Below are 25,945 nucleotides of genomic sequence, written 5' to 3' on the forward strand. Positions count from 1 at the left end.
AAAGCCCCGGTATCAACAATGAACGGAATGGACATGGAAGAGCAGCAGATAACGGCAGGCCGGCGCACACCCGTGCGGCGATTCACACGGGTGCTGGCTTCGGTCGCCGCGGCTGTGCTGGTCATTGCCGGCCTGAGCGCAATTCCGGCGACAGCCGCTGGCGAAGAGGAAATCGAGCTGCCCGAGACGGTCAGCGCAAATCATCTTCCTACCCCGCAGCTGAACGGGGTGGCTTGGGACCTGCGTGTGCGCGGGAATGTGGCTTATGTGGTCGGTTCATTCACCCGGGTACGGCCAAGCGGTGCGAATCCTGGCGGCGCCGGGGAAGTGGTTCGCAATAACGCCATGGCCTTCAACATCACCAACGGGCAGATCCTGCCCTGGAACCCGAACTTCAACGCTCCAGTCATGGATATCGAGTTCTCTCCGGATGGAAGCCGTTTCTACGCAGGTGGACAGTTCACCGCCGTCAGCGGCCAAGCCCGCAGCAAGATCGCTGAATTCACCACTTCCAACGGGGCGCTGACTTCCTTCTCCGCCAGCGTGGGCGGGTCTGTGGAAACCCTTGCAGTGACCAGCGACGCTGTCTACCTGGGCGGCTCCTTCAACTCCGTGGCCAACCAGACCCGGCGCAATGTCGCCAAGCTGAACCGCGCCAACGCGGAACTTCAGGCGTGGGCACCGGCCACCGATGATATCGTCCACGGCATCATCGCCACCGACCAGAGCGACCGCGTGGTCATTGGCGGACGCTTCCAGACGATCAACAACGAGCCCAAGGTCGGCATCGGCGCCGTGAATGAGACCACCGGCCAGCAGGCGGCATGGAGCTCCACTCCGGTCCCGGCGCGGATCGATGACAATGCCCGTGCATGGGTCGTGGACCTGAAACTGGAAAACGGCGTCATCTACGCGGCGAACAACGGCATGGGCTGGCACTGGTTCGACGGCCGATTTGCCGCCGATTACGCCACCGGAGACCTGATCTGGCTCGATAATTGCTATGGATCGACCTCATCGATCAGCATCATGGGCGACGTGGTCTACTCGACCCCGCACGCCCACGACTGCTCGTCGGTCAACGGGTTCCCCGAGGAGAATCCGATGATCTGGAAGCGCGCGCTGGCGGAGACTGCCTTCGCCACCGGTACGGATGCCACTGCGCCGTCGAATAATTCGCTGGTGCGCAACCAGCCAATCCCGACCTTGCTGCACTGGTATCCCTCGATCAATACCGGTACCTACACCGGGCAGTACCAAGGTGGCTGGGCCATGGATAATAACGGGGACTACCTGGTTCTCGGCGGCGAGTTCACCAGGTTGAACAACACCAACCAGCAGGGCTTGGCTGTCTTCCCCAAGCGGTCGCTGTCGTCGAATTCGATACGGCCCGAGTACACCGCGGAGCTGAAGCCGTCGGCGATTTCCCAACGCAGCGGTTCCGTGCGCGTGGCCTGGCCGACTACCTGGGATATCGATGACGAAACGCTCACCTACGAGCTGCTGCGCGATAATTCGCTCACCGCCATCGACAGCCAGGACGTGTCCTCCATCTGGTGGAAAAAGCAGTCGCTGGGCTTCCGCGATGACAGCGTGGCTCCGGGCAGCACCCACACCTACCGGGTACGCGTCTCGGACCCGTGGGGCAATAACTACATCGGTCCGCGCTCGGATCCGGTGACCGTCAGCAACAGCGCCGAGAGTCCGTATACGCAGGTCCTGCGAGAGACCGGCGCGGATATCTACTATCCACTGAACGAATCCGATGGCAGCGTAGCCTTTGACAACATCGGCTTCGACGATGCCGACGCCAGCGCGGCCCTGCAGCGCGGCCTGCCCGGTGCGATCAGCGACGATGATGCCAGCGGATTCAGCGGGCAGTCCCTGGCGAGCCGAAATGCCGCGACCGCGCCGGACACCTTCACCACCCAGCTGTGGTTCAAGACCGAGAGCGACCAGGGCGGCAAGCTGATCGGCTATGGCAGCTCGGCCACCGGCGACTCCGGTAGCTACGACCGCCATGCCTGGATGGACAATTCCGGACGCCTGCACTTTGGCACATGGCTGGGGTGGGCGGCAACGGTCAGTTCCTCGGCGAGCTACAACGACGGGCAGTGGCACCAGCTCACCGCAACACTGGGCCAAGCCGGAATGCACCTGTATGTTGACGGGCTGAAGGTCGCCGAACGCACCGATGCCAGCAGCGGCCAGGCCTACTCCGGCATGTGGCGCATCGGCGGGGACAACCTCAACGGCTGGCCGAACCAGCCGTCGAGCAAGGCCTTCAACGGCGAGCTGGACGAGGTGGCGATCTTCAATGAGCAAATTGACGCAGCCACCGTGCTGCAGCTCTTCCAATCCACCGGGCGCACTGCGGACATTCCCGAGCCTCCAGCCGATGCCTACGGCATCGCGGTCTACGGCGATGAACCGCAGATGTACTGGCGCCTGGATGAAACCGGGGGCAACGTGGCCACGGACAGCACCATCGCCCGCAACGACGGAACCATCAACGGCCCGGTCCGCTACGCAGAAGATTCCGCCATCGGCCACGGCACATCGCTGGGCTTCGGCGAGTCCGATGCCGCGGTGGTCTCGAATCGGGCGGTGCAGAACCCGACAGTGTTCTCCACCGAGGCCTGGTTCCGGACAACCACGGGCAATGGAGGCAAGATCATCGGTTTCGGCAATGCGGCCAGCGGCCTGTCCTCCAGCTACGACCGGCATGTCTACATGCGCAATGACGGCACCTTGGTCTTCGGCGTCTACACCGGAGCTGAAAATCTGGTCACCACCGGCCGGGCCTACAACGACGGTGACTGGCATCATCTGGTTGCCACGTTGTCCGGCGAGGGCATGAAGCTGTACGTCGATGGCGCGCTCACCGGCACCAACCCGCAAACCGCGGCCGAGCCGTTCAACGGCTACTGGCGCATTGGCGGGGACCGGGTATGGTCCGGAGCCAGCTCCGCATGGTTCGATGGCGAAATCGATGAGGCCGCCGTCTACGCCAGGGCATTGAGCCAAGCCGAGGTCAATGAGCACTACGGGATTGCCGGCGAGCCGAACCAGGATCCGCTGGCCGACTTCACCAGCACCAGCCAAGGTCTGACGGTGGCCTTCGACGCCAGCGGATCAACCGATGCCGACGGCACCATCGCCAGCTACGCCTGGGACTTCGGCGACGGGCAAAGCACCACCGTGCAGACCGAAGGAGTGCTTCATGAATACGCCCAGGCCGGCACCTACACGGTGGTGCTGACCATTACCGATGACCGCGGTGGCACTGCCACGAAGACGCAGCAGGTCGAGGCCAAGGCGGTCAACCAGCCGCCGGTGGCCGCGATAGCCAGCGAACAGACCGGTTTGAAGGTAAGCCTGAGCGGTTCCGGATCCGAGGATCCGGAACAAGGAGAGCTGTCCTACGAGTGGGACTTCGGCGATGGCAGCCAGAAGGCCTCCGGCCAGGACGTGGAGCATGCCTATAGCGCAGGCGGAGAGTACACGGTGACCCTGACGGTGACAGACAGCGCTGGGGCCACCGCCCAGGCGCAGAGCATCCTGACGGTGGAAAACTCCGCTCCGCTCGCGGCCATGGAAGTGGTTGTTGACGGCCTGGGTATCCAAGTCAACGGTGCTGGCTCCGCAGACCCCGAGGGCGGGGAACTGGATTATGCCTGGGACTTCGGCGACGGGACCGAGGCCACCGGGGCCGAAGCCGCCCACGAATACGCGGAACCGGGAACCTACGAGGTCACCCTCGTGGTGGCCGATGAGCACGGGGCCACCGGCACGGTGGCGAATTCGGTGCAAGTGAAGGTGCCGAACACGGCACCGGAAGCTGCCTTCGAATCCACCGTCGACGGACTGGCCGCCGTCTTCACCGCCGCACCATCGCATGATGCCGATGGGCAGATCGTGTCCTGGGAATGGGACTTCGGCGACGGGACCACCGGGACCGGGGCCGAAGCCATGCACCAGTACTCAAGCAGCGGCACCAAGACCGTGACCCTGACCGTCACCGACAACGAGGGCGCCACCGGCACCGCTTCCAGCGAAGTCACCGTGCAGGACCCGGCCGAGCTGGATCCGACCGCGGCCTTCACCTGGGAAGCCGATGAGCTCGCGATCACCGTGGACGCCTCCGATTCGCTGCCTCCGGCAGCCGGCGGGGAGATCACCGGGTACCTGTGGGAGTTCGGCGATGGAACCCAGGCCAGCGGAGTGGCGGCCAGCCACAGCTACGAGTCGGCCGGCACCTACTCGGTGACGCTGACCGTCCAGGCAGGGGAGCGGGAAAGCACCATCAGCCAGGTGGCCACGGTTGCCGCCGCCCAAGGTCCGCAGGCGCAGTTCAGCACCTCGGTACGCGGACTCGCACTGGGCGTCGATGCCTCGGGCAGCACGGCCGGGGATACGCCGATTACCGGATACCAGTGGGACTTCGGCGATGGGCAGAACGCTCTGGGAGAAACTGCGCAGCATCGCTACGCCGAGGACGGCCGGTACACGGTCACCCTGACGGTCAGCGATAGGAACGGGCTGGAATCACGCACTGAAACCGAAGTGGATGTCCAGAATTCGGCACCGGTGGCGGCCTTCGCCCTGGAAGTGAACGGACTTGAAGTCCAGGTCGATGGCGCCGCCTCCAGCGATGCTGATGGCCAGATTGCCACTTACGCATGGGATTTCGGAGACGGTAACACCGCCAGCGGCCAGAATGCCTCACATGAGTACGCCGAGCCAGGCGGCTATCCGATCAAGCTGGTGGTCACCGACGAGGACGGCGCAAGTGCCGAGCTGGTCCAGCAAGTGCAGGTCGCGGTCGTCGCCGAACCGGCCCTGCTGGTCTCAGATGCATTTGGACGCACCGTTTCCGATGGCTGGGGTGACGCCGATACCGGGGGAACCTGGACGCGGCAAGGCTCATCGTCCAACTTCAGCGTGGCCGGAGGCACCGGAACGATCCGCATGTCCTCCGCCGGCAGTGGACCGCTGTCGTGGCTGCCAGCCACGGTACGGGAAGGCGACATGCGCATCAAGCTCAGCCGCGACAAGGCAGCCACCGGCGGAGGCATCTACCAGACGGTGACCATCCGGGATATTCCTGGCGTCGGGGCGTACCGCGCCAAGGTCAGGTTCCTGTCCAATGGGTCGGTGGCGGTGACCCTGGAGAAGGTCGTCTCCGGCAGCGTCAGTGCGTTGAGCGCCGAGACCGTCATCGGCCAGGTAGACGGCTCGCCGGGCAAGGCCGTGTGGCTGCGTTTGCAGGCTCAGGGCAGCAGCTCCACCAGCTTGCGGGCCAAGGCCTACAACCAAGGCCAGGATGAGCCGGTGAACTGGCAGCTCAACGCCACCGACTCCACCGCCGCACTGCAGGCCGAAGGCCGTTTGGGGTTGTCGGTCTACCTCTCCGGCTCGGCGGGTAACGCGCCGGTCAACGGCGGTTTCGATGATCTGGAGGTGCGGGAAATCGCCGAATGAGTCCGGGCGTTCGCAGTTCGTTGCGCCAATGCGGTGCGAATCGCGAGCGCTGGCTCAGCGGCTTCGCCTAGGAATAGGAATTCGATGGATAGAACACGGGAAATGAACTAGATTGTACTCAGCTTGGGTTGTCCCCTGGGGATGCGCTGCACAAATGCGGTGCTTGGGGACAGGGCTGAATATCGGGGGCGCTTGCGGCCGATCGCGGCCGCAAGCACATAAGAGTTCACTGGGGAGGACTCACATGCTGCAAGAACAACAAGGATACCGTTGGGCAGTCGCAGAACTGCGCCAGCGGCAGAAAACCAATAAGGGAGCGCCAGCCTACTCGCGCTTCGTCAACAGGCCACTGGGCCGCCGGCTGGCGGCACTGGCCTATCTGCTTCGGCTAACGCCCAACGGCGTCACCGGCATCAGCGCTCTATGCACGGCTGGCGGAATTGCGGTGATCGCGCTGCTGGAACCGTCCTTCGGCTCTTCGCTGCTGATCACGGCTTTGCTGGTGCTTGGCTATGCGCTGGATTCTGCTGATGGGCAGCTGGCCCGTCTCCAAGGTTCCGGATCCGCTGCCGGCGAATGGCTGGACCATATTGTCGACGCGATCAAGACCGCTGCCCTGCACGCGATGGTGCTGATCTCGTGGTACCGGTTCTACCCGGTAGAAGGCGCCTGGTACCTGGTGCCCATTGCCTACCAGGTCGTGGCCTGCAGCCTGTTCTTCTCCATGATCCTCACCGATCAGCTGCGCCGGCTGAACTCCGGGAGAACGGGGCACTACCTGCAGGGCCAGGGCAAGAGCTCGGCCCTGTATTCATTGGCCGTCGTGCCTACCGACTTCGGCCTGATCTGCCTGGCCTTCCTGACGCTGTGGCTGCCATCGGTGTTCATTCCGGTGTATGTCCTGCTGCTGCTGGCCAACGCAGGCTTCCTGGCGCTGGCCCTGGGCAAGTGGTACCGGGAGGTGAAGGGCCTTGGCCAAAGCGCTTGATTACCAAGAACATCGCACCTGGCCAGCTGCACCGGAATTGGGCTGGGGACAGCATGCGCATCGGGAGGCGGCAGGCATGGATCTGAGTGATTTCCTCTTCGTGCTGCGAACCCGCATGTGGTGGATCGCGGCCAGCACCCTTGCCGGGATACTCGCCTCCATCGCCATCACCCTGGGGATGACCCCGGTCTACACCGCGAAGTCGACCTTGTTCGTCAGCGTCAATTCCAGCCAGGACACGGCCTATGCCCGTGGCCAGTTCGCGCTGCAGCGAGTGGGGTCCTACCCGCAGCTGGTCAATGATCCGCAGCTGATCAACCAGGTGATCCGCGAGCTCGATCTGGATCGCAGTTTCCAGGACGTCAAATCCAATGTGAACGCCACCAATCCGGTCGATACCGTGCTGCTGGCCGTGACGGCGAAGGCCCCGGAGGCCCAGCAGGCCGCGGACATCGCCAATACGGCTGCCGGGTTGCTGGCGGAGTCCATCCAGAAGCTGGAGAACACCGACCCCAAGAAGCTCGAAGTCAAAGCGGAGTTGTCCGTGCCGGCCGCGGCACCGCAGTACGCCACCGCGCCTCGCAAATCCGTGAATCTGGCCCTGGGCCTGGTTTCGGGAGCCAGCTTGGGATTGCTGCTGGCCCTGGCGCTGCACAAGTTGGATCCGAGGATCCTGCGCGGCCGCGACGCCGAACGGCAATTGCGCATGCGCGTGCTGGGCACCGTGGCGGCCCGGTCCAAGGAAGGAGCCCGTGCCAACCCGACCGGCATCCAGGTCGGTTACCGCCAGCTGGTATCGAACCTGCTGATGGCCAATGACGGGCGCCTGCCGCAACGCATCCTGGTGCTCAGTACCCGTGCCGATGCGGTTCTCGATGGGCAGCAGCTCGCCCAGACCCTGGCGGCCATGGGCAAGCGCTCGGTGATCGTGCAGGCCGACCGTCAACTGGAGCCGCTGCGCCGCGACGAGGCAAGTGGAACGGGCCTGGCCCAAGTGCTCGCTGGCACCAGCGAGCTGCATGATGCGCTCACTCATATCGAATCGGTGCCGATGGGCTACCTCCCTGCCGGACCGCAACCTGAAACGCTGCGCCGTTTCGATGTGTTCGCCGGATTGGACAGCTTGATCGCTTCCCTCGAAGAGGATTTCGATGTAGTGATCTTCGTAGCCAGCATGGAGGGCCAGCCGGTGGACGCCACCGCAGTGGCCCTGCACAGCGATTGCGTGATCCTCACCGGACGTGAACGGCGAACCACCTACCGACAGGTTGCCGATGCCCTGCAGGAGCTGAACGCTGTGCGAGTCGGAGCGACCGGGCTGGTGCTGGTGCGCAAGCCTTCGCGCTTCCGGCACCGGCGGGGTACCTGATCATGCCTCCGGCCGTCAGCCCGTCCTGGACGCCGGCGGAGCAGATTCCGGTGCCACGGCGCTACCGGGTTCCGCGTCTGTGGCAGTTGAACCTGCTGTGGATCCTGATGGTCTTCAGCGTGGTGGCCTGGCGCCAGGGAACGCTGTTCACCGGCGGATTGGACCTCGTGGTCGTGCTCAAGGCGCTGTTGCAAGGCGCCGTGCTGTGCTGGGCGATCCTGCTGTGGATGTGGAGTGGGGTCCGCCAGCCGGTAGGCGTGCGCAGTATCGCGCTGCTCGCTCCGGTTCTGGCCCTGAGCGTGATCGGGGCGATGGCAGAAGGCAATGTCATGGCCTCGGCCATCATCGCGATCCGCGTGGCGATGCTGGCAGCGACAGTGCTGTTCATCATGCGGGTTTTCCCGGCCCACCAGGTGCTGCTGGCCATGTGCGTCGGTTTGGCCGCGGTGGGCATCATCAGCGCGGGGACCGGGCTGGCGCTGGGCGGAGGCGGGCGCTTGACAGGCGGCATCCCTCCGCTGAGCCCCAATGAGATTGCCTTGCTTTCCGGCATCCCGGCACTGGTTCTTTTCCACCAATCGCTGCGCGCGCACGTGCGGTGGTGGCACGTGGGGATGCTGGTGTTGCTCAGCTCCATCCTTCTGCTCTCCGAGTCGCGCACCGCTCTCATCGCGGCTGCTTGCACGGCAGCTGGCATGCTGCTGATGCTCCGCCGAATCCCGTTGCAGACCATCGTGGCGGCGCTGGCGGCCCTTCCGCTGGTGTTCTATCTTGCGTTCCTGACTCCGGTTTTGCAGAATCTGATGGCTCGCGAGGACAGTGCCTCGGTGATGACGTTGAACTCCCGGACTATCAGCTGGTCGGTAGTGCTGAACCTGCCCAATGATTCATGGCAGAGATGGATCGGTGCGGGATTGAGCCAGAAGACCATTGCTGTCGAAGGGCAGTACTGGGATGAGCAGGTTTTCGATTCTTCGTGGATTTCCTTGCTGGCGCAAACTGGAATCATCGGAACGCTGCTTGTGGCTTTCTGGGTTCTGCTGACGGTTTTCGCCGCATTGCGTTCAAGCAGGCTGCGCAGCTTGCTGTTCCCGCTGCTGGCATTCGTGATCATCCGCAGCGTGATGGAAAACGGGCTGGTAGATGCCGGTGCGCTATTCCTGATTTTCCTGGTGTTTGCCCTGATGCTGGAACCGGCCAGCAGCCGAGCGGCCTTGGACTGGGAACACGCTGCACCCCTGCAGCGCAAGCAGCCGCCGGATCCGCCGGTGGCGATGGGCAACTGAACCCGAATGCACCGGATCCCGGCTGGGCACAATGCCGAGCCGGGATCCGTTGCTTGTACTGACAGGGTGGCCCGGAGCCTAGCGCGGGTAGCTGCCGATGCGCTTGGAAGCGGGAGCCTGTCCTATCAGGGAGGCAATATCGCTAGGCAATGCGGTAGCTTGGCTGTTCTTGCCCGTAATGCTGGTAGTCGGATTATTGGTACTGCTCAGCACCGTGCTGGAGGTGAGTTCAAAGGAATTCAGCTCTTGTCCGGTGGACTTGGCGAAGGCCGGCAAGGTGGTGAACACCGCGGGGTTTCCAGCGCCTTTGGACCAGACGGAGGACCACTTCGGATTCGTGGAGTTGATGCGGTGATAGGCATTGGACGCCAGGGAGATCTTCATCTGTTCCGCCGTGTAGCTGCCCGAGTAGTCCTCGACGGCAAGAATTGCGTTGCCACCGCCGGTATTGGAGAACACGTTGTTCTTCGCGACAATGTTCTTATTGATCCAGGTCATGGTGGTGTCAGGGAATGGCTGGCGCGGATCGTGCCCGGGGGCGGACTTGTCCGCTGCGCGGCGCGCATCCTGCACGATGTTCAGCACCCGGTTCTTGCCGCTGATGGTGTTGTTCCAGATCTTCACATCGCTGGTGTTGTTCAGTTTGAAGGCGAATCCGGAATTCTTGGTAATGCGGTTGTTGGCCACCACTGCTTTTGCGGAGATCTCCAGCGACAGTCCGTGCCCGGTATTGGAGATCAGGTCATTATTCAGGATCTTGGAATCGTAGACGGATTCATCCAGCCATAGTCCCGGACCGTAGTTGCTGTTGAGCTTGGAATCCTTCACCGTCACGCCCCGGGTGCGTCCGATCTTCAGCCCGCCGGAGACAGGCGAAGTGTTGAACCGCTCGTGGTTATTGCCTGTGGAGGCCAGTTTGTTGACGACCAGTCCGTCAGCGTACACGGCGTTCATGCCCAGCATGCCGCTGCGCTGGATCTTCACGTTGCTCACGGTGTTCTTCACAGCGCTGACGTTCAAACCCGTGGTTGCCGTATCCTCGATGGTCAGGTTCTGCACAGTGATGCCCGGCTTCTCCGCGGTGACCGCACCCATGTCGGGCACCGAAGGAGCGAACTTGCGCACATTGATACCCGAAACGCTGGAATTGCCGCTGCGGATGCTCAGGGCCTTGACCAGCGTAGAAGCGCGCACGGACTTTCCGGTTGGGTCGGTACCGAGGTGCAGCTTGTTATTGGCGCGGTCCACATAGAAGGCACCCGGTTTGAGCTTGGCAACCGAGGATACCTGGGTCTGCTTGGTCCCGTTGATCCATACCTGGTCGGGGTGGGCTGCCATGGGATAGCTGGAATTGATGAAGCCCCATGCTTCAGCCGTATTGTCTGTGGCTCCCCGGGTGTAGGTCGGGCTGGTATCGAAATCGTAGTCCCAGCCGGATTTCACCCATCCATTGCTCGCGGCGGAGAAGCCCGTGATTGCCTTGGAACCATCGAGCCAGACGGTCTCTCCCGGGTATTCGCGCAGCTTGAGGCTCTTGCCTGCGGGGATCACTACCGACTCATGGTAGCTGCCACCACGCACCACGATGGTCTGTCCGCTGGAGGCTTTGGAAATGGCCTTGGACAGGGTGCGCAGTGGCGCTGAGGCGGTACCGCCGGAGGCATCATTTCCGGATGCCGAAACATAAAGTGCTGTTGAAGGGATGGCGCCCAGGGTTCCCGCCTGCGGTGCCTGCTCGCCAACGCTGACCTCTTCGGAGTGGGGAACGGTTCCTTCGGCCTCAGGTGCAGGTTCGGGAGTTGGGGAAGGCGATGGGGCAGGTGCCGGTTCCGGGGCCTGCATCGCCGGTTCGGTAGCTGAACGCGCCACCAGATTATCAACGTGCAGACCGGAGTTGCCGGCGGCGCTGGCCGAAAGGTAACCGCCTATGCGCAAGCTGCCTTTGGCCGAGGCCAGCGCTGTGGATGCATCTTCCGATTCCAGTTGCCATTCGGGAGTTCCGCTGCCAGCTGCGAAGGCGCGGGCCTTGAGCGACGCGGTGCCGCTTCCGGCGACGGCGAAGTCAACATGGTACGCAGTCCCCGGGCGAGCCGCAGCACTGATCTGCCGAGAATCGAGCACGATTTTTTTACCGCTGACGGTCCGTGAAATTTCCAGGGACAGATTGCCAGTGCTTTGCAGCCGAAGCGAAGCGGTGTATTGGCCATCTGCGGTACTTCGGGCACCTAGGTGCGCATAGGACGAACCCGTGCTGGGCAGCGAGTCGAAGGAAATATCGACGCCGGCCTGCATGTCGGCAGCGTTGATGGCGGCGGTGGCATGGCTGAGCTTGCCGGGGACCAAGGTAATTTCACCCTGGGAACCATCTACGGCGAAACGGCTTGGACTGTTGGCTAGGTAGGGGATTCCACTTGAAGTAGAGCCCCAGCCGGAGCCAACTGTGCGGTTCATGGCATCGGCGACCGATGTGGTCGAAGCGGCCACGGGCACCGGGTTCAAGGAGGTGGCAACGATGCCGCACGCGGCGACTAAGGCCAATGCCGCGATCAGGCGCGGCCGCTGGGAAGATTGGCCGGATGTATCCGGACCGAGGGGCAAGAGGTTTTTGGGGGAAAGGTTCTGCAAAGGATCCTCGGAGCTTAACCCGTGCTCCCCAGCAAAACAGGCCCTGCTCATTCAATATAGACGATGGTTTAAGGGTCACGCGGGCCCTGCTGTAAATGGTGGCATGGAATGAACCGTTATTCAATCGTGATGTTTCTCTCTCGATCCATGGACTTCGAGGTTGACGAGAAAACTTCCCCAGTGGCCAGTGAGTATTCCAAGTACCCCCGAGCAAGTAATTCGCGGGTAACGCAAGTACGGGTGCACTCGTGTGCCGCAACGGCACGACACATATGCTCGGTAGATGAGAAACGCATGCTTGCGGCATGTTCCGGAACTCGCCGTTGATTTTGGGGATCGACGCTGGTGCGGCAAGCAAGCGAACGTTGATTCTGCTGTTTAAATTTGGGGGAACAGAATGCAACGCACCGAGCACCATGACTCGCGCGCCAAGCTGCGCATTGCCTTGATCGGCACCAGGGGAGTACCTGCACGCTATGGCGGTTTCGAGACTGCTATTGAAGAGGTAGGGCGCCGCCTGGCCGATCAAGGGCACGAGGTGACCGTATATTGCCGTGGCACTGCCAAAGACGAGCGCATGAGCGAATACCAGGGCATCAAACTGGTGCATTTGCCTGCCATGAGGCGAAGGAGCCTCGAGACGCTGAGTCATACTGCACTGTCGGTGATCCATGCCCTCTTCAACCGGCCCGATGCGGCGATTGTCTTCAACGCGGCCAATGCCCCGCTGCTCCCGCTGCTGCGTTTGGGAAGGATTCCCGTCGCCACGCACGTGGATGGGCTGGAATGGAAACGGGCCAAGTGGGGACCTATTGGCCAGAAGTACTACCGGCTATGCGAGCGCCTCTGCGTCTGGTGGAGCAGGGAATTGATTGCCGATGCCCTGGGTATCGCCAACTACTACGCGGCGAAATTCTCGCGGGCAACGAGGCTCATCACCTATGGGGCACCGCAAATTCCCGAGGCTGCTGCAGTGAAATTGGCTGAGCTCGGCTTGGAATCCGGAAAGTTCCATCTGGTAGTGGCCCGCTTCGAGCCGGAGAACCACGTGGAGATGATTGTCCGTGGCTACAGCCAGTCGCAGGCCAGGCTCCCGCTGGTGGTCGTCGGTTCGGCGCCCTATGCCGAGCAATACACTCAGCAGGTTCATGCCGCGGCCACGGAACAAGTCCGCTTCCTAGGCGGGGTATGGGACCAGCAGCTGCTAGATGAGCTCTATGCCCATGCACTTGCCTATTGGCATGGCCATTCGGTCGGCGGTACCAACCCATCATTGCTCAGGGCGTTGGGTGCCGGTACGGCGATCAACGCCTATGACGTGAACTTCAACCGCGAAGTGGCCCAGGCAGCCGGCGAATACTTCAATGACCCGCAATCCGCGTCCAGGCTCTTCGACCGCACCGAATCAAAGGACGATGCCGTTCGCCAACGCGCCCAGCTCGCACGAAAGCGCGCTAGCGACTATGACTGGGACGATGTTGCCCGGGCCTACGAAAAGCTGTGCTTGGATTTGGCCGGTGCCGGAGAGCCTTCGGTGGAATTCGATGCAGTACCGTCTGCGGAAATTGGCCGCCGCCGCGCCTGAGGCTGGCACGAGAATTCTGGGAAACAGTAAAGCGTCCAGGCCATGGGGATGGCCCGGATGCTATGGGGAATCGAATCAGCAACTGGTTCATGAGAAATTGGGGAAAATAATGATCACTGGGTACGCCGCAGGTGCTTTCGACCTGTTCCACGTCGGGCACCTGAATATTCTCAGGCAAGCCAAGTCCAGATGCGACTACCTGATTGCCGGTGTGGTCAGTGATGAAAGGCTGCTCCAAACCAAGGGGAAACGGCCGGTGATACCGGAAAGCGAACGACTGGATATCGTCTCCTCGATAGGCTTCGTGGATGAGGCGGTTCTCGATTTTCATCCGAACCGATTACTGACGTGGGAGGATGTCAGATTCGATGTGTTCTTCAAGGGAGATGACTGGAAGGGCACCCGCGAAGGAAAAGGACTAGAAGAGCTCTTTGCAACCGTCGGGGTGAGAGTCGAGTACTTCCCCTACACCGTGCATACTTCCAGCACCAAGCTCAGAGTGGCCTTAGGGCAACTAAGTTCGCCATCTATCCAGGTCCAGCGGGCCTGAGCGCAGAACCAGACAGATCATGCAACGCGCACAAGCAATAGAACCTCCGGCCTTCGGCCATGTCCCAGCCAAGCTGCGCATCGTTCCGATGCTGCTCTTGCTGGGAATCGCCCTGGTGTCCTGCACGGTAGAACCCCAGGCTTCGCCGCAAGCGGCCATGCCTGGGGAACCAGCCGAAACTACATTGGCGACTATCGATCAGCAGCTGCACGAATCAGCCTTGGCGGCGCCCGCCACCAAGGCGGGCAAAGCCGCTGAAAAATCCGAGGATTCAGCTGCTCCTGCCGAGAAAGCAGAGAAGTCCACATGGAAAAAGGACAAGGACGCGCAGAAAGTGGCGCCGGACGCCCAAGCGGCTGGCAAGCCGCCTGCCACAGCCAAGGCGGTGGACCTTGCTGAAGAAGTCCAGGCGGGCCCGCATGCGCAGATGCGGATCAAGCGCATCGAGCAAACCCAGTCCGAAGCAGAAGGCATCGGGCAAATCGCCGGGGCCGCGACACTGGTTGAAATCGAGTTATCCAACGACGGAGTCACCGCGCTGGACTTGGGCAAGGCCCAAGTGCGCTTGTTCTACGGCGACGGCAGGGAACCGGCGGCCGTGCTCACCGACACACGCAGCACCGTACTTCCTCCACAACTGGCGGCAGGCAAACAGGCTACTGCCACCTATCTCTTCAGCGCCCAAACAGAATCCGAGTCTGACGTGACCCTAGAATTCGAAACCGGCGCAACTAAGAAAATCCAACAGCTCGCAGGTGAGGTATCGCCATGATCCGCAGATCCGCCCCGGCCATCGCCCGATGGGCCATGACCATGATTGCTGCAACCGCGCTGATCGCGGCCGCCGCATTAGCCACGCCGCCGCAGGCACTTGCAGATAGTGTGCCCGCGGATCCGTCAGACCCGCTCACCCCTGCGACCGTCACCGCCGATGCCCTCCCGACCGTCCAGATCGATGGCGTGGTCTGGAGCCAAGCGGTCATTGGCAACACGGTATATGCGGGAGGAAGCTTCGCTACCGCACGTCCTGCAGGTGCGGCGGCCGGGACGCAAACCGCAACACGCAAGAACATCCTGGCCTACGACATTCGAACCGGAGAACTGCTCAACAGCTTCACTCCGGAATTCAATGCCCAGGTACTCACTCTTGCTGCCTCGCCGGACGGCAGCCGGCTCTACGCTGGCGGCGACTTCACCACCCTGGACGGGCAAAGCGCCTCGCGCATTGCGGCACTGGACCCGGTAACCGGAGAACGCATCGAGGAATTCGACCCGCAGCCTTCCAATTCCGTGCGCAGCATTGTCGCCACGAACACCACGGTGTACCTGGGCGGTTCGTTCTTCCGCATCGGCGAAGCCTGGCGCGAGCAAGCGGCTGCGTTGCGTGCCAGCGACGCCGCCCTCCTGTCGTTCAGGCCCGTGGTCGCAGGAGGGCACGTCGAGTCCATGTCGCTGTCGCCCGACGGGACAAAGCTGGCCTTGGGCGGCAAATTCACGCAGGTGAACTCGACCAGCGACTTTGCCAACGGCCTGGCCGTCGTGAGCACCGAGACCAGCGGGAAGTACCCATATCCGGCAGCCTCGCATGTCCGCAATGGCGGGGAAACTGGTTCCATCACGTCCATTGCCACAGATCAGGACACTTTCTACGCCAGCGGCTACACGTTCGGTCGAGCGACCACCCTGGAAGGCGTGGTGGCTATCAAATGGGCAGACCTCGAAACACGCTGGGTAGAGGACTGCCACGGGGATACCTACTCCGTGCACGCCACCGGAGACCTGCTCTACCTTGCCGGCCATCCGCACTATTGCGGAAACATCGGCGGATTCGCCCAGGAACCCAACTGGCAGTACAACCGCGCCATGGCCTTCAGCAAGGAAACAGCAGGGACAATTGACCGTGAAATCCACGGATATACCAACTTCGAAGGACTGCCGCATCCGCGGCTGCAGACCTGGTTCCCGGCGTTGAGCACCGGCACCTATACCGGGCAGAGCCAAGGACCATGGAGTGTCACAGGCAATGACGAATACATTGTCTATGGTGGTGAATTCCAGCGGGTGAACTACAAGAACCAGCAGGGACTGGTCCGCTTCGCCATCCGCAGCCTGGCGCCCAATGACAGGGGACCGCTGCCAAGCGGCGAGGACTTCGTTCCGACCCTGAGCTCCACCACTGCAGGCGAAGTGCGCATCCGCTGGCAGGCAGCCTCGGACATGGACAACGAGACCCTGGCCTACAAGGTGATCCGGGACGGAGCGAATAACGCGCCCATCCACACGGTCCAAGCCGACTCGACCTTCTGGATGCGCCAAGGCATGTCCTTCGTGGACAAGGACGTGGAGCCGGGAAGCACGCACAGCTACCGGATCTTCGCCGTGGACCCGACGGGGAAGGAGGCACGCAGCACCACCGAAAGCATCACGGTGGCGCAGGACACCGTTGCCTCCACCGCATACGAAAAGGTCATCAAAGCTGACAAGCCCAAGGCCTATTGGCCATTCGGAGCAGCTGACAACTCCACTGCCCTTGACGCCGCCGGAAGCGAAGACCTGCAGCTCGCAGGAAATGCAGGAGTCGATTCCTCATCAGCTATTGCCGGGGGAAATGGCCGCAGCCTGTCCCTGGGCGGCAGCGGGGCGCAGGACATGGTTCGCTGGCAGCGTCCGCAGGAGTTCACGACCGAACTGTGGTTCAAAGCCTCGCCCCTGCAGCGTGGCCGGCTCATCGGCTATGGCAATGGACAGAATGCGGACTCGACCGACCATGACCGGCTGACCTATGTGAATTCCCTGGGACGGTTGTCCTTCGGCGTGACCGAACGCGGCGCTCGCCGGGTGATCACCTCGTCCGGGATCTACAACGACAACAGGTGGCATCATGTGGTCTCAAGTCTGGGAGAAGATGGCATGCGCCTGTACGTGGACGGGCAGCAAGTAGCCTCGCGTGCAAGCACCAAATCCGCATTGGAACTCGACGGCTTCTGGCGAGTGGGCAATGACCGTGTCAGCGGATGGAGCTCGGCGCCAACTGGCGGTTTCGCCGGACGGGTCGACGAAGTCGCGGTCTACGGCAAGCAGCTGAGCCCGGCCGCGGTGGCGAACCACTACCAGGCTGGAATCGGACGACCTGCCAATGCCAGTCCGACGGCTGAATTCACCCATGAGATCCAGAGCCAGCAGCTCACCGTGGATGCATCGGAGTCCACGGATCCCGACGGCACCATCGCCAGCTATGGATGGGATTTCGGAGATGGAAACAGCGCCGAAGGCATCACCGCCGGGCATAGCTACGCAGAACCCGGGACCTATCAGGTGAAGCTGACCGTCACCGATGATGCCAACGGGACGGATACGGCCACGAAGCAGGTCACCATCCTGCCGCCGCCAGAACCCAATCAGCCTCCGGAAGCGGCCTTCGAAATTACTGAAGTGGACGGGCTGAAGGTTACCGTTGATGCCTCGCAGAGTTCTGATCCCGATAATGATGAGCTCAGCTACCGCTGGTCCTTCGGCAACGGCAGCGACTGGGTGGAGGGCGCAGCCATTGAATCGTTCAGCTACAGCGAACCAGATGAGTACACGATAACCCTGGAAGCCAGTGATCCGGACGGCTTGGTGGATAGCCACACCGAAACGGTGAAGGTCTCGCTACCGCCAAGGCCGGTGGCAGTTGACGCCTTTAGCCGCAATGTCACCGGCAATTGGGGCGCTGCCGATACCGGTGGCACGTGGACGCGGACCGGATCCGCGGCGACCGCCAACGTCGCTGGGGGAGTCGGCCAGCTTCTGGGCCTGAATCCCGGTTCAGGGCCAGCGATCTACCTGCCGGTGGTCGACAGCACCACCACGCAAGCCGCTGTCCAGGTACAGCTGGATAAGCAGCCGACCGGCAATGGAACCTATGTGTCCTTCTCGTCGAGGTATCTGGGCAATGCGAACCAGTACTACCTCAAAAGCCAGTTCACTTCCTCGGGCGGCATCCAGATCCAGCTGATTCGTGCCGTGGGCGGTGCGGAGAGTGTTCTGGCCACACAGTACCAGTCCTCCTTCGGCTACCAGGCTGGCCAGACGGTCCACTTGAAGCTGTCGGTGACAGGAACCAACCCGACGCAGCTGGCGGCAAAGATCTGGGCTGCCGCAGACAGCGAGCCAGCCGACTGGCAGCTCAACGCCAGCGACTCGACCAGCGAGCTGCAAGTTCCAGGAGGCATAGGCCTGCGCCTGTATCTCTCCGGCTCGACATCCAATGCACCGGTGACCGCGTCCTTCGACAACCTGTCCGTGATCGGTTAGCTAGGATCCGCACAATGCCAGACCCGCCAGAGCCCAGGCCTTGGAGGGCCTGGGCTGCCGAGGGGGCATCATGGAAACCGGAACTGCAGGGCCGCTCGCGGTCAGCCGCCGCACGTTCCTGGGCTTGGCTGCCGGCGCATTGCTGCTGGCCGGGTGCTCAGGGGAATTAGTGGCAAAGCGCGCCTCGCCCAAGGCGGTCAGCGCGGCAGACCTGCTCGGGCAAGATCTCTTCTACATTGCCCACCGCGGGTCGGGGGATAACTGGACCGAGCATACGCTGTACGCCTACCGGCAAGCCCTGGCCCATGGCGCCCAAGCCATCGAGATCTCGGTGCACCGGAGCAAGGACGGCCAATTCATTTGCCACCATGACGCCAGCCTGGAGCGCTTATGCGGAGTCCCGCGGCTGATCAGCGAAACCGCGTGGGACGAGCTCCAAGCACTGCGCAACAATGCTCGCCAATGGCTTGGACCGAATGCTGCGTTGGAGCCCTTGGCACGCCTGGAAACCGTTCTGGAAGCACTGGCGGACCAGGCGGTCCTCTTTATCGAGGACAAGAGCGGACAGCACGCCGCCGAGCTGATCGAGATGATTGCTGCTTCCCCGGTTCCTATCGAATCGACGGTGTGGAAGCAGCCGGCAACCGGCACCGGAGCCGAATTGGCATCGGCCGCCGGGATGAAGACCTGGGGCTACTTCGCCCCGGAGAACTTTGGCGGCATTGAACAGCTTGCTGGTGGCTTCGATGCACTAGGCATCCACGATTCGGCTGACCCGGGCACCATTGAACGAGCAGTGGCCACGGGGCTTCCTGTGATCTGCTGGGAAGTGCACCGCAGAAGCCAGAGAGACTGGCTGGCACGGCAGGGCGTGCGGGGGATGATGTGCTCGAACTTGCCCTACGTAACTTCTTCACCGCAAGCCGTGCCGACGGTTGCAGACGGCTTTACCAGCGGCCTGCGGGCCGTCGGTGATCTGCCCGATGCGATCACCTGGAAAGCGCAGCCGCAGATCTCTGCCGCAGAAGGCATTCTCACGCTTGGCGACTCCCGCAAGGCATCCTATGCCCTGGGATCAATGGCCTTGGCTGGGGCCGGCAATTGGCGTTTGAAGGCCCAGATCCGCTGGCCGCAGCGGGGAAGCGGGAACCAGATTGCCGGACTGGCCTTCGGATTGCCAACGGATGAGCCCTACCGGGCATTCGAGGAATCGCAGGCAGACGGATTCCACCTCCAGCTCGAAAGCCACGGCGAAGTATCGCTCTGGCGAGCAGGCGGGAAAACTCCGCACAAGCTGGGAAGGGCAATGTGGAATGCGCCTTCTGGGGGTGAATGGGTGCAGATCGAGCTGGTGATGGCGGATGGGCGGATCCTGGCCGAATGCGGTGGCGAGGCATTGGCCGCGGAACTGGGCGAATCTGTTGCACCTGGCTACCTGAACCTGATGAACCTGATTCCGGCCGGGCATGGGGTGGACTTCCGAAAGGTGTCGCTGGAGCTGGAAGCATCGGCGTAACCGGGGCAGAGCATGGAGCTGAAGATTATCCGGAGGCAAGAAGCGATTTCAAGGCAGAATCCATGCGCTGTCCGAAGAGCTCGGGGTCGTGGAATTCTCGTGCCTTCACCGCCGACTGCTGCGCCGAAACTCTGAACTGCTCCCACCCGCTGCGAATCGTCTCGATGGCCGCCGCCAGCTGTTGGGGATTTCCTGGTTCAACGAGTACCGCGCTGGAATACGGTTCCACGGCTTCCTGCAAGCCGCCGATGCGCGAGGCAATGACCGGACGTTCGGCGAGTATGGCTTCCACCGCGGTGTTCCCGAAGGATTCTTCGAGCTGCGCGGGGACCACAGCGATGTCCGCGGATTCATAATGGGGCCAAACATCGGATTGGAATCCCAGGAACTCCACAAGTTCGGGTCGCGGCAGAGCCTTGACGCGATCTTTGAGCGCCTGCTCGAAGGCTTCGTAGCCTTCGAATACGGCCCCGACCAGGCTCAACGACACGTCCACGCCTTGCTGTTGCAGTATCGTGACGGCATCGAGCAGCACCAGCAACCCTTTTCGCTCAGAGAGCCGTCCGACGTAGAGCAATCGCAAGGGGCCGTTAAGTTTCTGCCGGGCCGGCGCTGGATGCGGGGGTCCTGCGATGCCGTTGTAGATGACTTGGCTGTTCTTCTGCGCCCAAGGCACGTGCTGGAGGTACGCGGCATTGGTGAAGCGGCTGTTGGCGATGATCCTGTGAGCGAAGGTCCCGGGCAGGGACAAGCCCAAGCGCATCGGTTTGGGGGAATGGGATTCGGACTCGTGCACGTGCAGGGCAACCTTGTGCCCCGACAGGCGGGCATAGGCGACCCATAAGGGGATGATGGTGGTGTTCACCAGGACAGCGGATGGCTTGGTGCTCTTGAGCAATGCATGCATTTGGCGCACGCCTTGGAAAGTGTCTTTGGCAAACCCCACGGCCCCGCGCGGGGTGAAGATTGACTTGCGCAGCACCGGCGTATTGCAGACCACTACCTTGGCGCCCTGCTCACGCAAGGCCGACGCCAGCAGACCCTCGGCAGGAAGTCCGACGGTGACCCTCCAACTTCCCCGCAACAAGCCTTTGACGTCCTCCAGCAGCATTCTGTCGGATCCATACATTTCGGAACCTGGATGCGCTACCACGATCGTTCGGTTCGATGCCTTTGCCCCCATGAAATGATCTTCCCATTCGAAACTGATATCCGATAGGAGCAGTCAGTCTCAGATCTTGTATCCAAGTAAAAGTAGGGGGACCGCAAAAAATCCGCCAGCAATGCGGCGAAGTTGGTGTGGATCCGGAAACACAGGGATGAGAGATGGCATCCTGAGCGGAAACGTAATGTTTCGCACCGGCATTCGATACATCCTATCCAATAAGTGAAAGTTTTCACAAAGTCGGTTTTTCCCTGCGTAACATGCATGAATTCGAGGGAAAACGGGGGATGCATAGCGCTACTCTGGAAATGTAGGCAGTGGAAAACAGCTGCCTCCATGCAAGCATCAGCCCAAGAAATCGCAAAGGTGCCACACCCGTGTCTGACAACAAGCCAATCGTACTTCTGGCCGAACAACTCTCCCCAGCAACCGTTGCTGCTCTCGGCCCCGACTTTGAAATTCGTCAGACCGACGGAGCTGACCGCTCCCAGCTGCTCGAAGCCATTGCCGAGGTAGATGCAATCCTCGTTCGCTCCGCAACCCAGGTGGATGCCGAAGCTATCGCCGCAGCAAAGAACTTGAAGGTTATCGCCCGTGCCGGCGTGGGCCTGGATAACGTAGACATCAAGGCAGCCACCCAGGCTGGCGTCATGGTGGTCAACGCTCCAACCTCCAACATCATCTCCGCGGCTGAATTGACCGTGGGCCACATCGTGTCCCTGGCACGCCGCATTCCTGCTGCCAACGCATCGCTGAAGAACGGCGAATGGAAGCGCAGCGCCTACACCGGCGTTGAACTCTTCGAGAAGAAGGCCGGCATTATCGGCCTGGGCCGCATCGGTGCACTGGTTGCTGCCCGCCTGCAGGGCTTCGGCATGGAGATCGTTGCCTACGACCCATACGTCACTCCTGCCCGTGCAGCACAGCTGGGCGTCACCCTGCTGACCTTGGACGAGCTGTTGGCTGAGGCCGACTTCATCACCATCCACATGCCAAAGACTCCGGAAACCCTGGGCATGCTGGGCAAGGATGCCTTTACCAAGATGAAGAAGTCCGCATACGTGGTCAACGTGGCCCGTGGCGGTCTGGTGGATCAAGACGCGCTTTACGAAGCATTGAAGAATGAAGAGATTGCAGGCGCTGGCATTGACGTGTTCGTCAAGGAGCCAAGCACCGATCTTCCATTCTTTGAATTCGAGAACGTCACCGTCACCCCGCACCTTGGCGCTTCAACCGATGAAGCACAGGAAAAGGCTGGCGTCTCGGTAGCCAAGTCGGTTCGCCTGGCACTGGCCGGCGAATTGGTCCCGGATGCTGTGAACGTTGCTGGCGGCGTCATCGATGAGAACGTGCGCCCTGGTATCCCGCTGATTGAGAAGCTGGGCCGTATCTTCAACGCATTGACTTCCGGCTCCCTGACCAGCATTGACGTTGAAGTTGCCGGCGAGATCGCGTCACTGGATGTCAAGGCTCTGGAGCTCTCGGCACTCAAGGGCGTCTTCATGGACGTAGTTTCGGATCAGGTCTCCTACGTGAACGCGCCGGTCTTGGCTGAGCAGCGTGGTGTTGCTACCCGTCTGATCACCACCCCCGATTCGCCTGAGTACCGCAACCAGCTGACCATCAAGGGGTCCACCAATGAGGGCACCCAGCTTGCTGTGGCGGGCACCTTGACCGGGCCTAAGCAGATCGAGAAGCTCGTAGGCATCAACGGCCACGAAATCGAAATCCCTATTTCGGATCACATGATTGTCGTTCGCTACGCGGATCGTCCAGGTGTCGTTGGCTCTTTGGGTAATGTGCTGGGGGAGCAGGGGGTCAACATTGCCGGTATGCAGGTATCGCGCGATGAAAAGAAGGCAGAGGCCTTGGCAGTCATCAACATTGATTCGGCACTGCCTCAAGGCGTTCTGGATGTCGTTGGCGCTGCCATCGGTGCGAGCGTGGCGCGAGAGATCAACTTGGCTGACTAAATGCGTGTAGCTCCTATCAGTTCAGTTGTGCACCGAACTAGTCCAATAAGGTCGCACTAGCTGAACAATCGTCCCGCATGAGGCAGCAAGGGTATGGCATCGATATCGATCGGTGCCGTACCCTTCAGCCATTCTTGACGCCGCTTAGTGCTCTTCTACTGGTATAAACGCTTTGTTCTGTTCCTGGTGCTGGCTAGCATTTATAAATCGTTCGCCACGGAATGTGTCTGACTCTAACTGGCTATAGAATTTCAGAATAGCCGAGTTTTCGTAGCAATTGCTCTAGTGCGAGATGGACTTCACCGCATCCTGGTCCTTCAATAAGTATTTCCACGTCGGATGCTGATAGCGAACCTTAGATCGTTATGCACCAGCAACTTCATACTAAAGTACGGCTCGCCTTAGTCTCTGGACAGGCGTTGACTCGTGAAAGCTAATGGTCGGCGAGGGGCCAGCGTGAACGGATGATCTTGTGCTCGGACAGATTCACGATAAGGGAGAGAATGAGCATGCTCTGATCAACCCGGGCCTCTATCACGTTGCTGAGATGAACTGTATCCGGTGCTGCCACGTCGAATCGCCGGCCTGACGGGTTCCAATGATCCTCCCATGTTCACATCGGCACAGGTTCCAGTGTCGTTTCGAATTCTCTTCTAATCGAGTACCGAGTGCACGAATGAGGCCGAGAGCTATTTTTTCCGCCTCCCAGCCTGGACGTCTAACAGAACCGGCCGGAATCCATGGAGTTGCTTGCTGCACGCAAATGAGGCGATGATAGTAACTTTCAGCTCTGCGCCAGGATTGGGCCGGACCAGACATTCGAACCGGTCAGAGAATGTCGATCATGCAAGATTGGCCAGTAGCAGCAGGCCGCTGAAGTAGTGCACTGGCTTGAGGGAGGCGATTTCTTGGGATTCAGGCGATGCTCTTGAGCACCACAGTTCGCAAATATTCAGGAAAACAACCTCAGTCAGGCACCCGTGCTGCACTACATGATTGATAACGACTCCCGACATGCACAGTGTCGAACAGACGAAGTCTGTCAATGGGCCCACGACCCTCCTGTCAACACTAATTGAATACTGACCCTTGAACGACTTTTGAAAATTGCTCGTTGGTGTATCGGGGCAAAATCCTCGAATATAAGATCAAACACCGAGAAACAGTATGTCGGCCCCCGAACTATTTGACTCGGTTCTCGAATCAAGAAAAACACGTCTGCCATGACTTCGCTCATGAAGCTAATCGAAAGAAATGAATTCGTGAACCTAAGGGATTTGGTTCGGTCGTCGTAGTCAGTTGGGTGGCTGCATGCTCGCATTCTGGAAATCTGCGTTCGGAGGCCGTCTATGTGTCGCTGGCTGGTGTAAACCCCAGCCCAACGGCTTTATAGGCCATAGGGTGTCATTCGACGAAAAGCAGTTGATTAGCAGATGTATTTGGTAGCACCTGTGCGCGTACCCGATGTGTCATCTCGTTACTTCGTAGACCCAGGGTCTTACTGCTTCGTGGACAATCGATTTGGCGACTTTGTACACAGCTACTGTCGGCGTGGATTTGGACGCCGTCAGTAGCTACGAACTAAAGGTAATCAAATGCCTCAGGCTTGTCGGCTTTCCTCGCTTCGTACTGCGGTCGATAGTCGGCGGATTTCCGCCTCTATTGCTTGATCGGAATCGCAAAGTGAATTCCTCTGATCGAAAACGAAGCCACAAAACGCCCATGAACACGCAAAGCAACTGGAGATAACGGGAAACTTAGGACCACCTTCGCGGTATGGGGATTCAACGAAATAATTTCGTCGTCTGTGATGGTTATCAGTACCTGGGTCTGGCATAGGTCTACAGTAGTGAAAGCCGCTTGCCACGATAGTGGGCTTGGCTATTATCCTTACTGACCCGAATCAGTAGTGGATGGATTTCCAGTTCCATCTCCGATTGCTGCTCGTCCCTGATCTTCGTCAGGCTGTCACCAGTTTTCGAAACGACTAGGTCAGCGCGGTCCACCGAGGAGCAGCCGATTCGATGCTTCATCAAGTACTCGGCCGCTTCGCTTTCAAAACACCATCGTTACTGGTTCGGTGGCCGGCGTGTGCTCCCTCAACTCCCAAACCATTTGTGCTGGATGGTTTGATTGAACGACTGGTGCGGGCTGCTCATGTTGTAGTGCTCACGGTAACGTTGAAGCAGTTTCTGCACGTCCGTGAGATTCCGTGGTCTGTTGGCTATAAGGAATTGCTGCAGGGTCCGGTGCGAACGCTCGTTCTTACCCTGGGTAGTTGGTCGGCAGGGTAGCCCGGTGATCGGTAGGCCTATCTGTAGAGCCAAATAAGCTTCCACGGTGCCAACGGTGCCAACGGTGCCAACGGTGCCGCCACGCAGCTGATTTAGTGTCTTGGAAATATCACTGAGGACTTCCTTGGGCGGCTCGGACTCCATAATTGGCACTGGAGAGTACTTGCTGCGCGTCGCCACTGTTCTATTGGCGCGAGTACGCACAGGTTGCCACGTCGAATTGCGTCGCGTCGTCGATGAGGTGGTTGACCGTTACTACCTGGTCGTAACCGGTTCTGTATTCGAACGCATCTAGTTGCCACAGCGGCTATGGCAGTTGAACGTACGCAGGGAACGCAGGAGGATCTGTGGCGTTTGCGTGGACTGCGTTCAACTTGCCGACACTGTCCAGCAACCGTGCAATGGCCGCAACGGCAGGGATTCGGCCGCCGGGAACTTCAAGGATAGTCGCTGCGAAATGGATGGTTATCGGTTGATAGTCCCAACCATCTTCTTTATGCTCTTTGCGGATCCGGACCAGATCGTTGATCACTTAGGGAACGTAGGGTCTGGAAGGTTGCTTCGGGGCTCGCGAACGCGGTTGGAGTTCGCCAGCTGATTCTTGGGAGGCCCGTTCAAGTAGGCGGTAGTAGATGCTTCGCGAAATATTCGGTGACTTGCAGAATTCGCTGACGATCAAGGTTTCAGGCTGTGTCGGATCATAGCTGGTAATCATGGCTCCGGGTCGTGGAGAGAGCGCAGTACGCAAGCGATTGAGCGTGCTTGAAAGTCACGACTCGAACCTCCACCAAGGTATGCGACAGGGTGTCCACGA

12 protein-coding genes and 1 pseudogene are annotated in these 25,945 nt (G+C 60.7%); 10 read left to right on the top strand and 3 right to left on the bottom strand.

The features are described from left to right. Positions 1-33 precede the first annotated feature (33 nt). The 4 genes from ACWICV_RS01320 to ACWICV_RS01335 all read left to right on the top strand — a co-directional run bounded on the left by ACWICV_RS01320 (position 34) and on the right by ACWICV_RS01335 (position 9,127). Positions 34-5,484 carry a PKD domain-containing protein gene (locus ACWICV_RS01320; protein ID WP_454090879.1) on the top strand — a complete coding sequence of 1,817 codons (5,451 nt, stop codon included), beginning with the start codon at positions 34-36 and terminating at the stop codon, positions 5,482-5,484. Between the two features lie 244 nt (positions 5,485-5,728). Next, a complete protein-coding gene (locus ACWICV_RS01325) occupies positions 5,729-6,472 on the top strand; it encodes a CDP-alcohol phosphatidyltransferase family protein (protein ID WP_454090878.1) in 744 nt (247 codons plus the stop codon). Continuing rightward, a complete protein-coding gene (locus tag ACWICV_RS01330; RefSeq protein ID WP_454090877.1) occupies positions 6,456-7,841 on the top strand; it encodes a Wzz/FepE/Etk N-terminal domain-containing protein in 1,386 nt (461 codons plus the stop codon). Before ACWICV_RS01325 ends, ACWICV_RS01330 begins: the two co-directional genes overlap by 17 nt. Before the next feature lie 2 nt (positions 7,842-7,843). After that, positions 7,844-9,127 carry an O-antigen ligase family protein gene (locus ACWICV_RS01335; protein ID WP_454090876.1) on the top strand — a complete coding sequence of 428 codons (1,284 nt, stop codon included), beginning with the start codon at positions 7,844-7,846 and terminating at the stop codon, positions 9,125-9,127. Positions 9,128-9,205: 78 nt separating this feature from the next. On the opposite strand, the gene ACWICV_RS01340 is transcribed toward ACWICV_RS01335, so the two are convergent. Beyond that, positions 9,206-11,665 carry a right-handed parallel beta-helix repeat-containing protein gene (locus ACWICV_RS01340; RefSeq protein ID WP_454090875.1) on the bottom strand — a complete coding sequence of 820 codons (2,460 nt, stop codon included), beginning with the start codon at positions 11,663-11,665 and terminating at the stop codon, positions 9,206-9,208. Positions 11,666-12,149: 484 nt separating this feature from the next. Between ACWICV_RS01340 and ACWICV_RS01345 the strand changes: the two genes are divergently transcribed. From ACWICV_RS01345 to ACWICV_RS01365, 5 genes are all read left to right on the top strand, one after another. Beyond that, the gene (locus ACWICV_RS01345) at positions 12,150-13,337 is read left to right on the top strand and encodes a DUF1972 domain-containing protein (protein ID WP_454090874.1); all 1,188 of its coding nucleotides are present in this window, start codon (positions 12,150-12,152) and stop codon (positions 13,335-13,337) included. A gap of 109 nt (positions 13,338-13,446) precedes the next feature. Next, a complete protein-coding gene (locus ACWICV_RS01350; RefSeq protein WP_105658121.1) occupies positions 13,447-13,887 on the top strand; it encodes an adenylyltransferase/cytidyltransferase family protein in 441 nt (146 codons plus the stop codon). Positions 13,888-13,906: 19 nt separating this feature from the next. Further along, positions 13,907-14,659, top strand: coding sequence for a hypothetical protein (locus tag ACWICV_RS01355; protein WP_454090873.1), 753 nt, complete (start codon positions 13,907-13,909; stop codon positions 14,657-14,659). Continuing rightward, positions 14,656-18,183, top strand: a complete 3,528-nt coding sequence (locus ACWICV_RS01360; RefSeq protein WP_454090872.1) for a PKD domain-containing protein — start codon at positions 14,656-14,658, stop codon at positions 18,181-18,183. Before ACWICV_RS01355 ends, ACWICV_RS01360 begins: the two co-directional genes overlap by 4 nt. Positions 18,184-18,253: 70 nt before the next feature. Continuing rightward, positions 18,254-19,699 (top strand): glycerophosphodiester phosphodiesterase, encoded by a 1,446-nt coding sequence (locus ACWICV_RS01365; protein WP_454090871.1) that lies wholly within the window; start codon positions 18,254-18,256, stop codon positions 19,697-19,699. Between the two features lie 25 nt (positions 19,700-19,724). On the opposite strand, the gene ACWICV_RS01370 is transcribed toward ACWICV_RS01365, so the two are convergent. Beyond that, positions 19,725-20,810 (bottom strand): glycosyltransferase family 4 protein, encoded by a 1,086-nt coding sequence (locus ACWICV_RS01370; RefSeq protein WP_454132908.1) that lies wholly within the window; start codon positions 20,808-20,810, stop codon positions 19,725-19,727. A gap of 431 nt (positions 20,811-21,241) precedes the next feature. Between ACWICV_RS01370 and serA the strand changes: the two genes are divergently transcribed. Continuing rightward, complete coding sequence (serA, locus tag ACWICV_RS01375) at positions 21,242-22,837, top strand: phosphoglycerate dehydrogenase (protein WP_400290978.1); 1,596 nt, start codon at positions 21,242-21,244, stop codon at positions 22,835-22,837. A gap of 1,581 nt (positions 22,838-24,418) precedes the next feature. On the opposite strand, the pseudogene ACWICV_RS01380 reads toward serA, so the two are convergent. After that, positions 24,419-25,879: pseudogene (locus ACWICV_RS01380) on the bottom strand (integrase core domain-containing protein). Positions 25,880-25,945: the final 66 nt, after the last annotated feature.

It is taken from the genome of Glutamicibacter sp. NPDC055354, assembly GCF_053644955.1.

Excerpts from the sequence above, each read along its gene's own strand:
- ACWICV_RS01320 (WP_454090879.1), top strand. The coding sequence starts at position 34 with ATGGAAGAGCAGCAGATAACGGCAGGCCGGCGCACACCCGTGCGGCGA.
- ACWICV_RS01325 (WP_454090878.1), top strand. The coding sequence starts at position 5,729 with ATGCTGCAAGAACAACAAGGATACCGTTGGGCAGTCGCAGAACTGCGC.
- ACWICV_RS01335 (WP_454090876.1), top strand. The coding sequence starts at position 7,844 with ATGCCTCCGGCCGTCAGCCCGTCCTGGACGCCGGCGGAGCAGATTCCG.
- ACWICV_RS01345 (WP_454090874.1), top strand. The coding sequence starts at position 12,150 with ATGCAACGCACCGAGCACCATGACTCGCGCGCCAAGCTGCGCATTGCC.
- ACWICV_RS01350 (WP_105658121.1), top strand. The coding sequence starts at position 13,447 with ATGATCACTGGGTACGCCGCAGGTGCTTTCGACCTGTTCCACGTCGGG.
- ACWICV_RS01355 (WP_454090873.1), top strand. The coding sequence starts at position 13,907 with ATGCAACGCGCACAAGCAATAGAACCTCCGGCCTTCGGCCATGTCCCA.
- ACWICV_RS01360 (WP_454090872.1), top strand. The coding sequence starts at position 14,656 with ATGATCCGCAGATCCGCCCCGGCCATCGCCCGATGGGCCATGACCATG.
- ACWICV_RS01365 (WP_454090871.1), top strand. The coding sequence starts at position 18,254 with ATGGAAACCGGAACTGCAGGGCCGCTCGCGGTCAGCCGCCGCACGTTC.
- ACWICV_RS01370 (WP_454132908.1), bottom strand. The coding sequence starts at position 20,810 with ATGCTGCTGGAGGACGTCAAAGGCTTGTTGCGGGGAAGTTGGAGGGTC.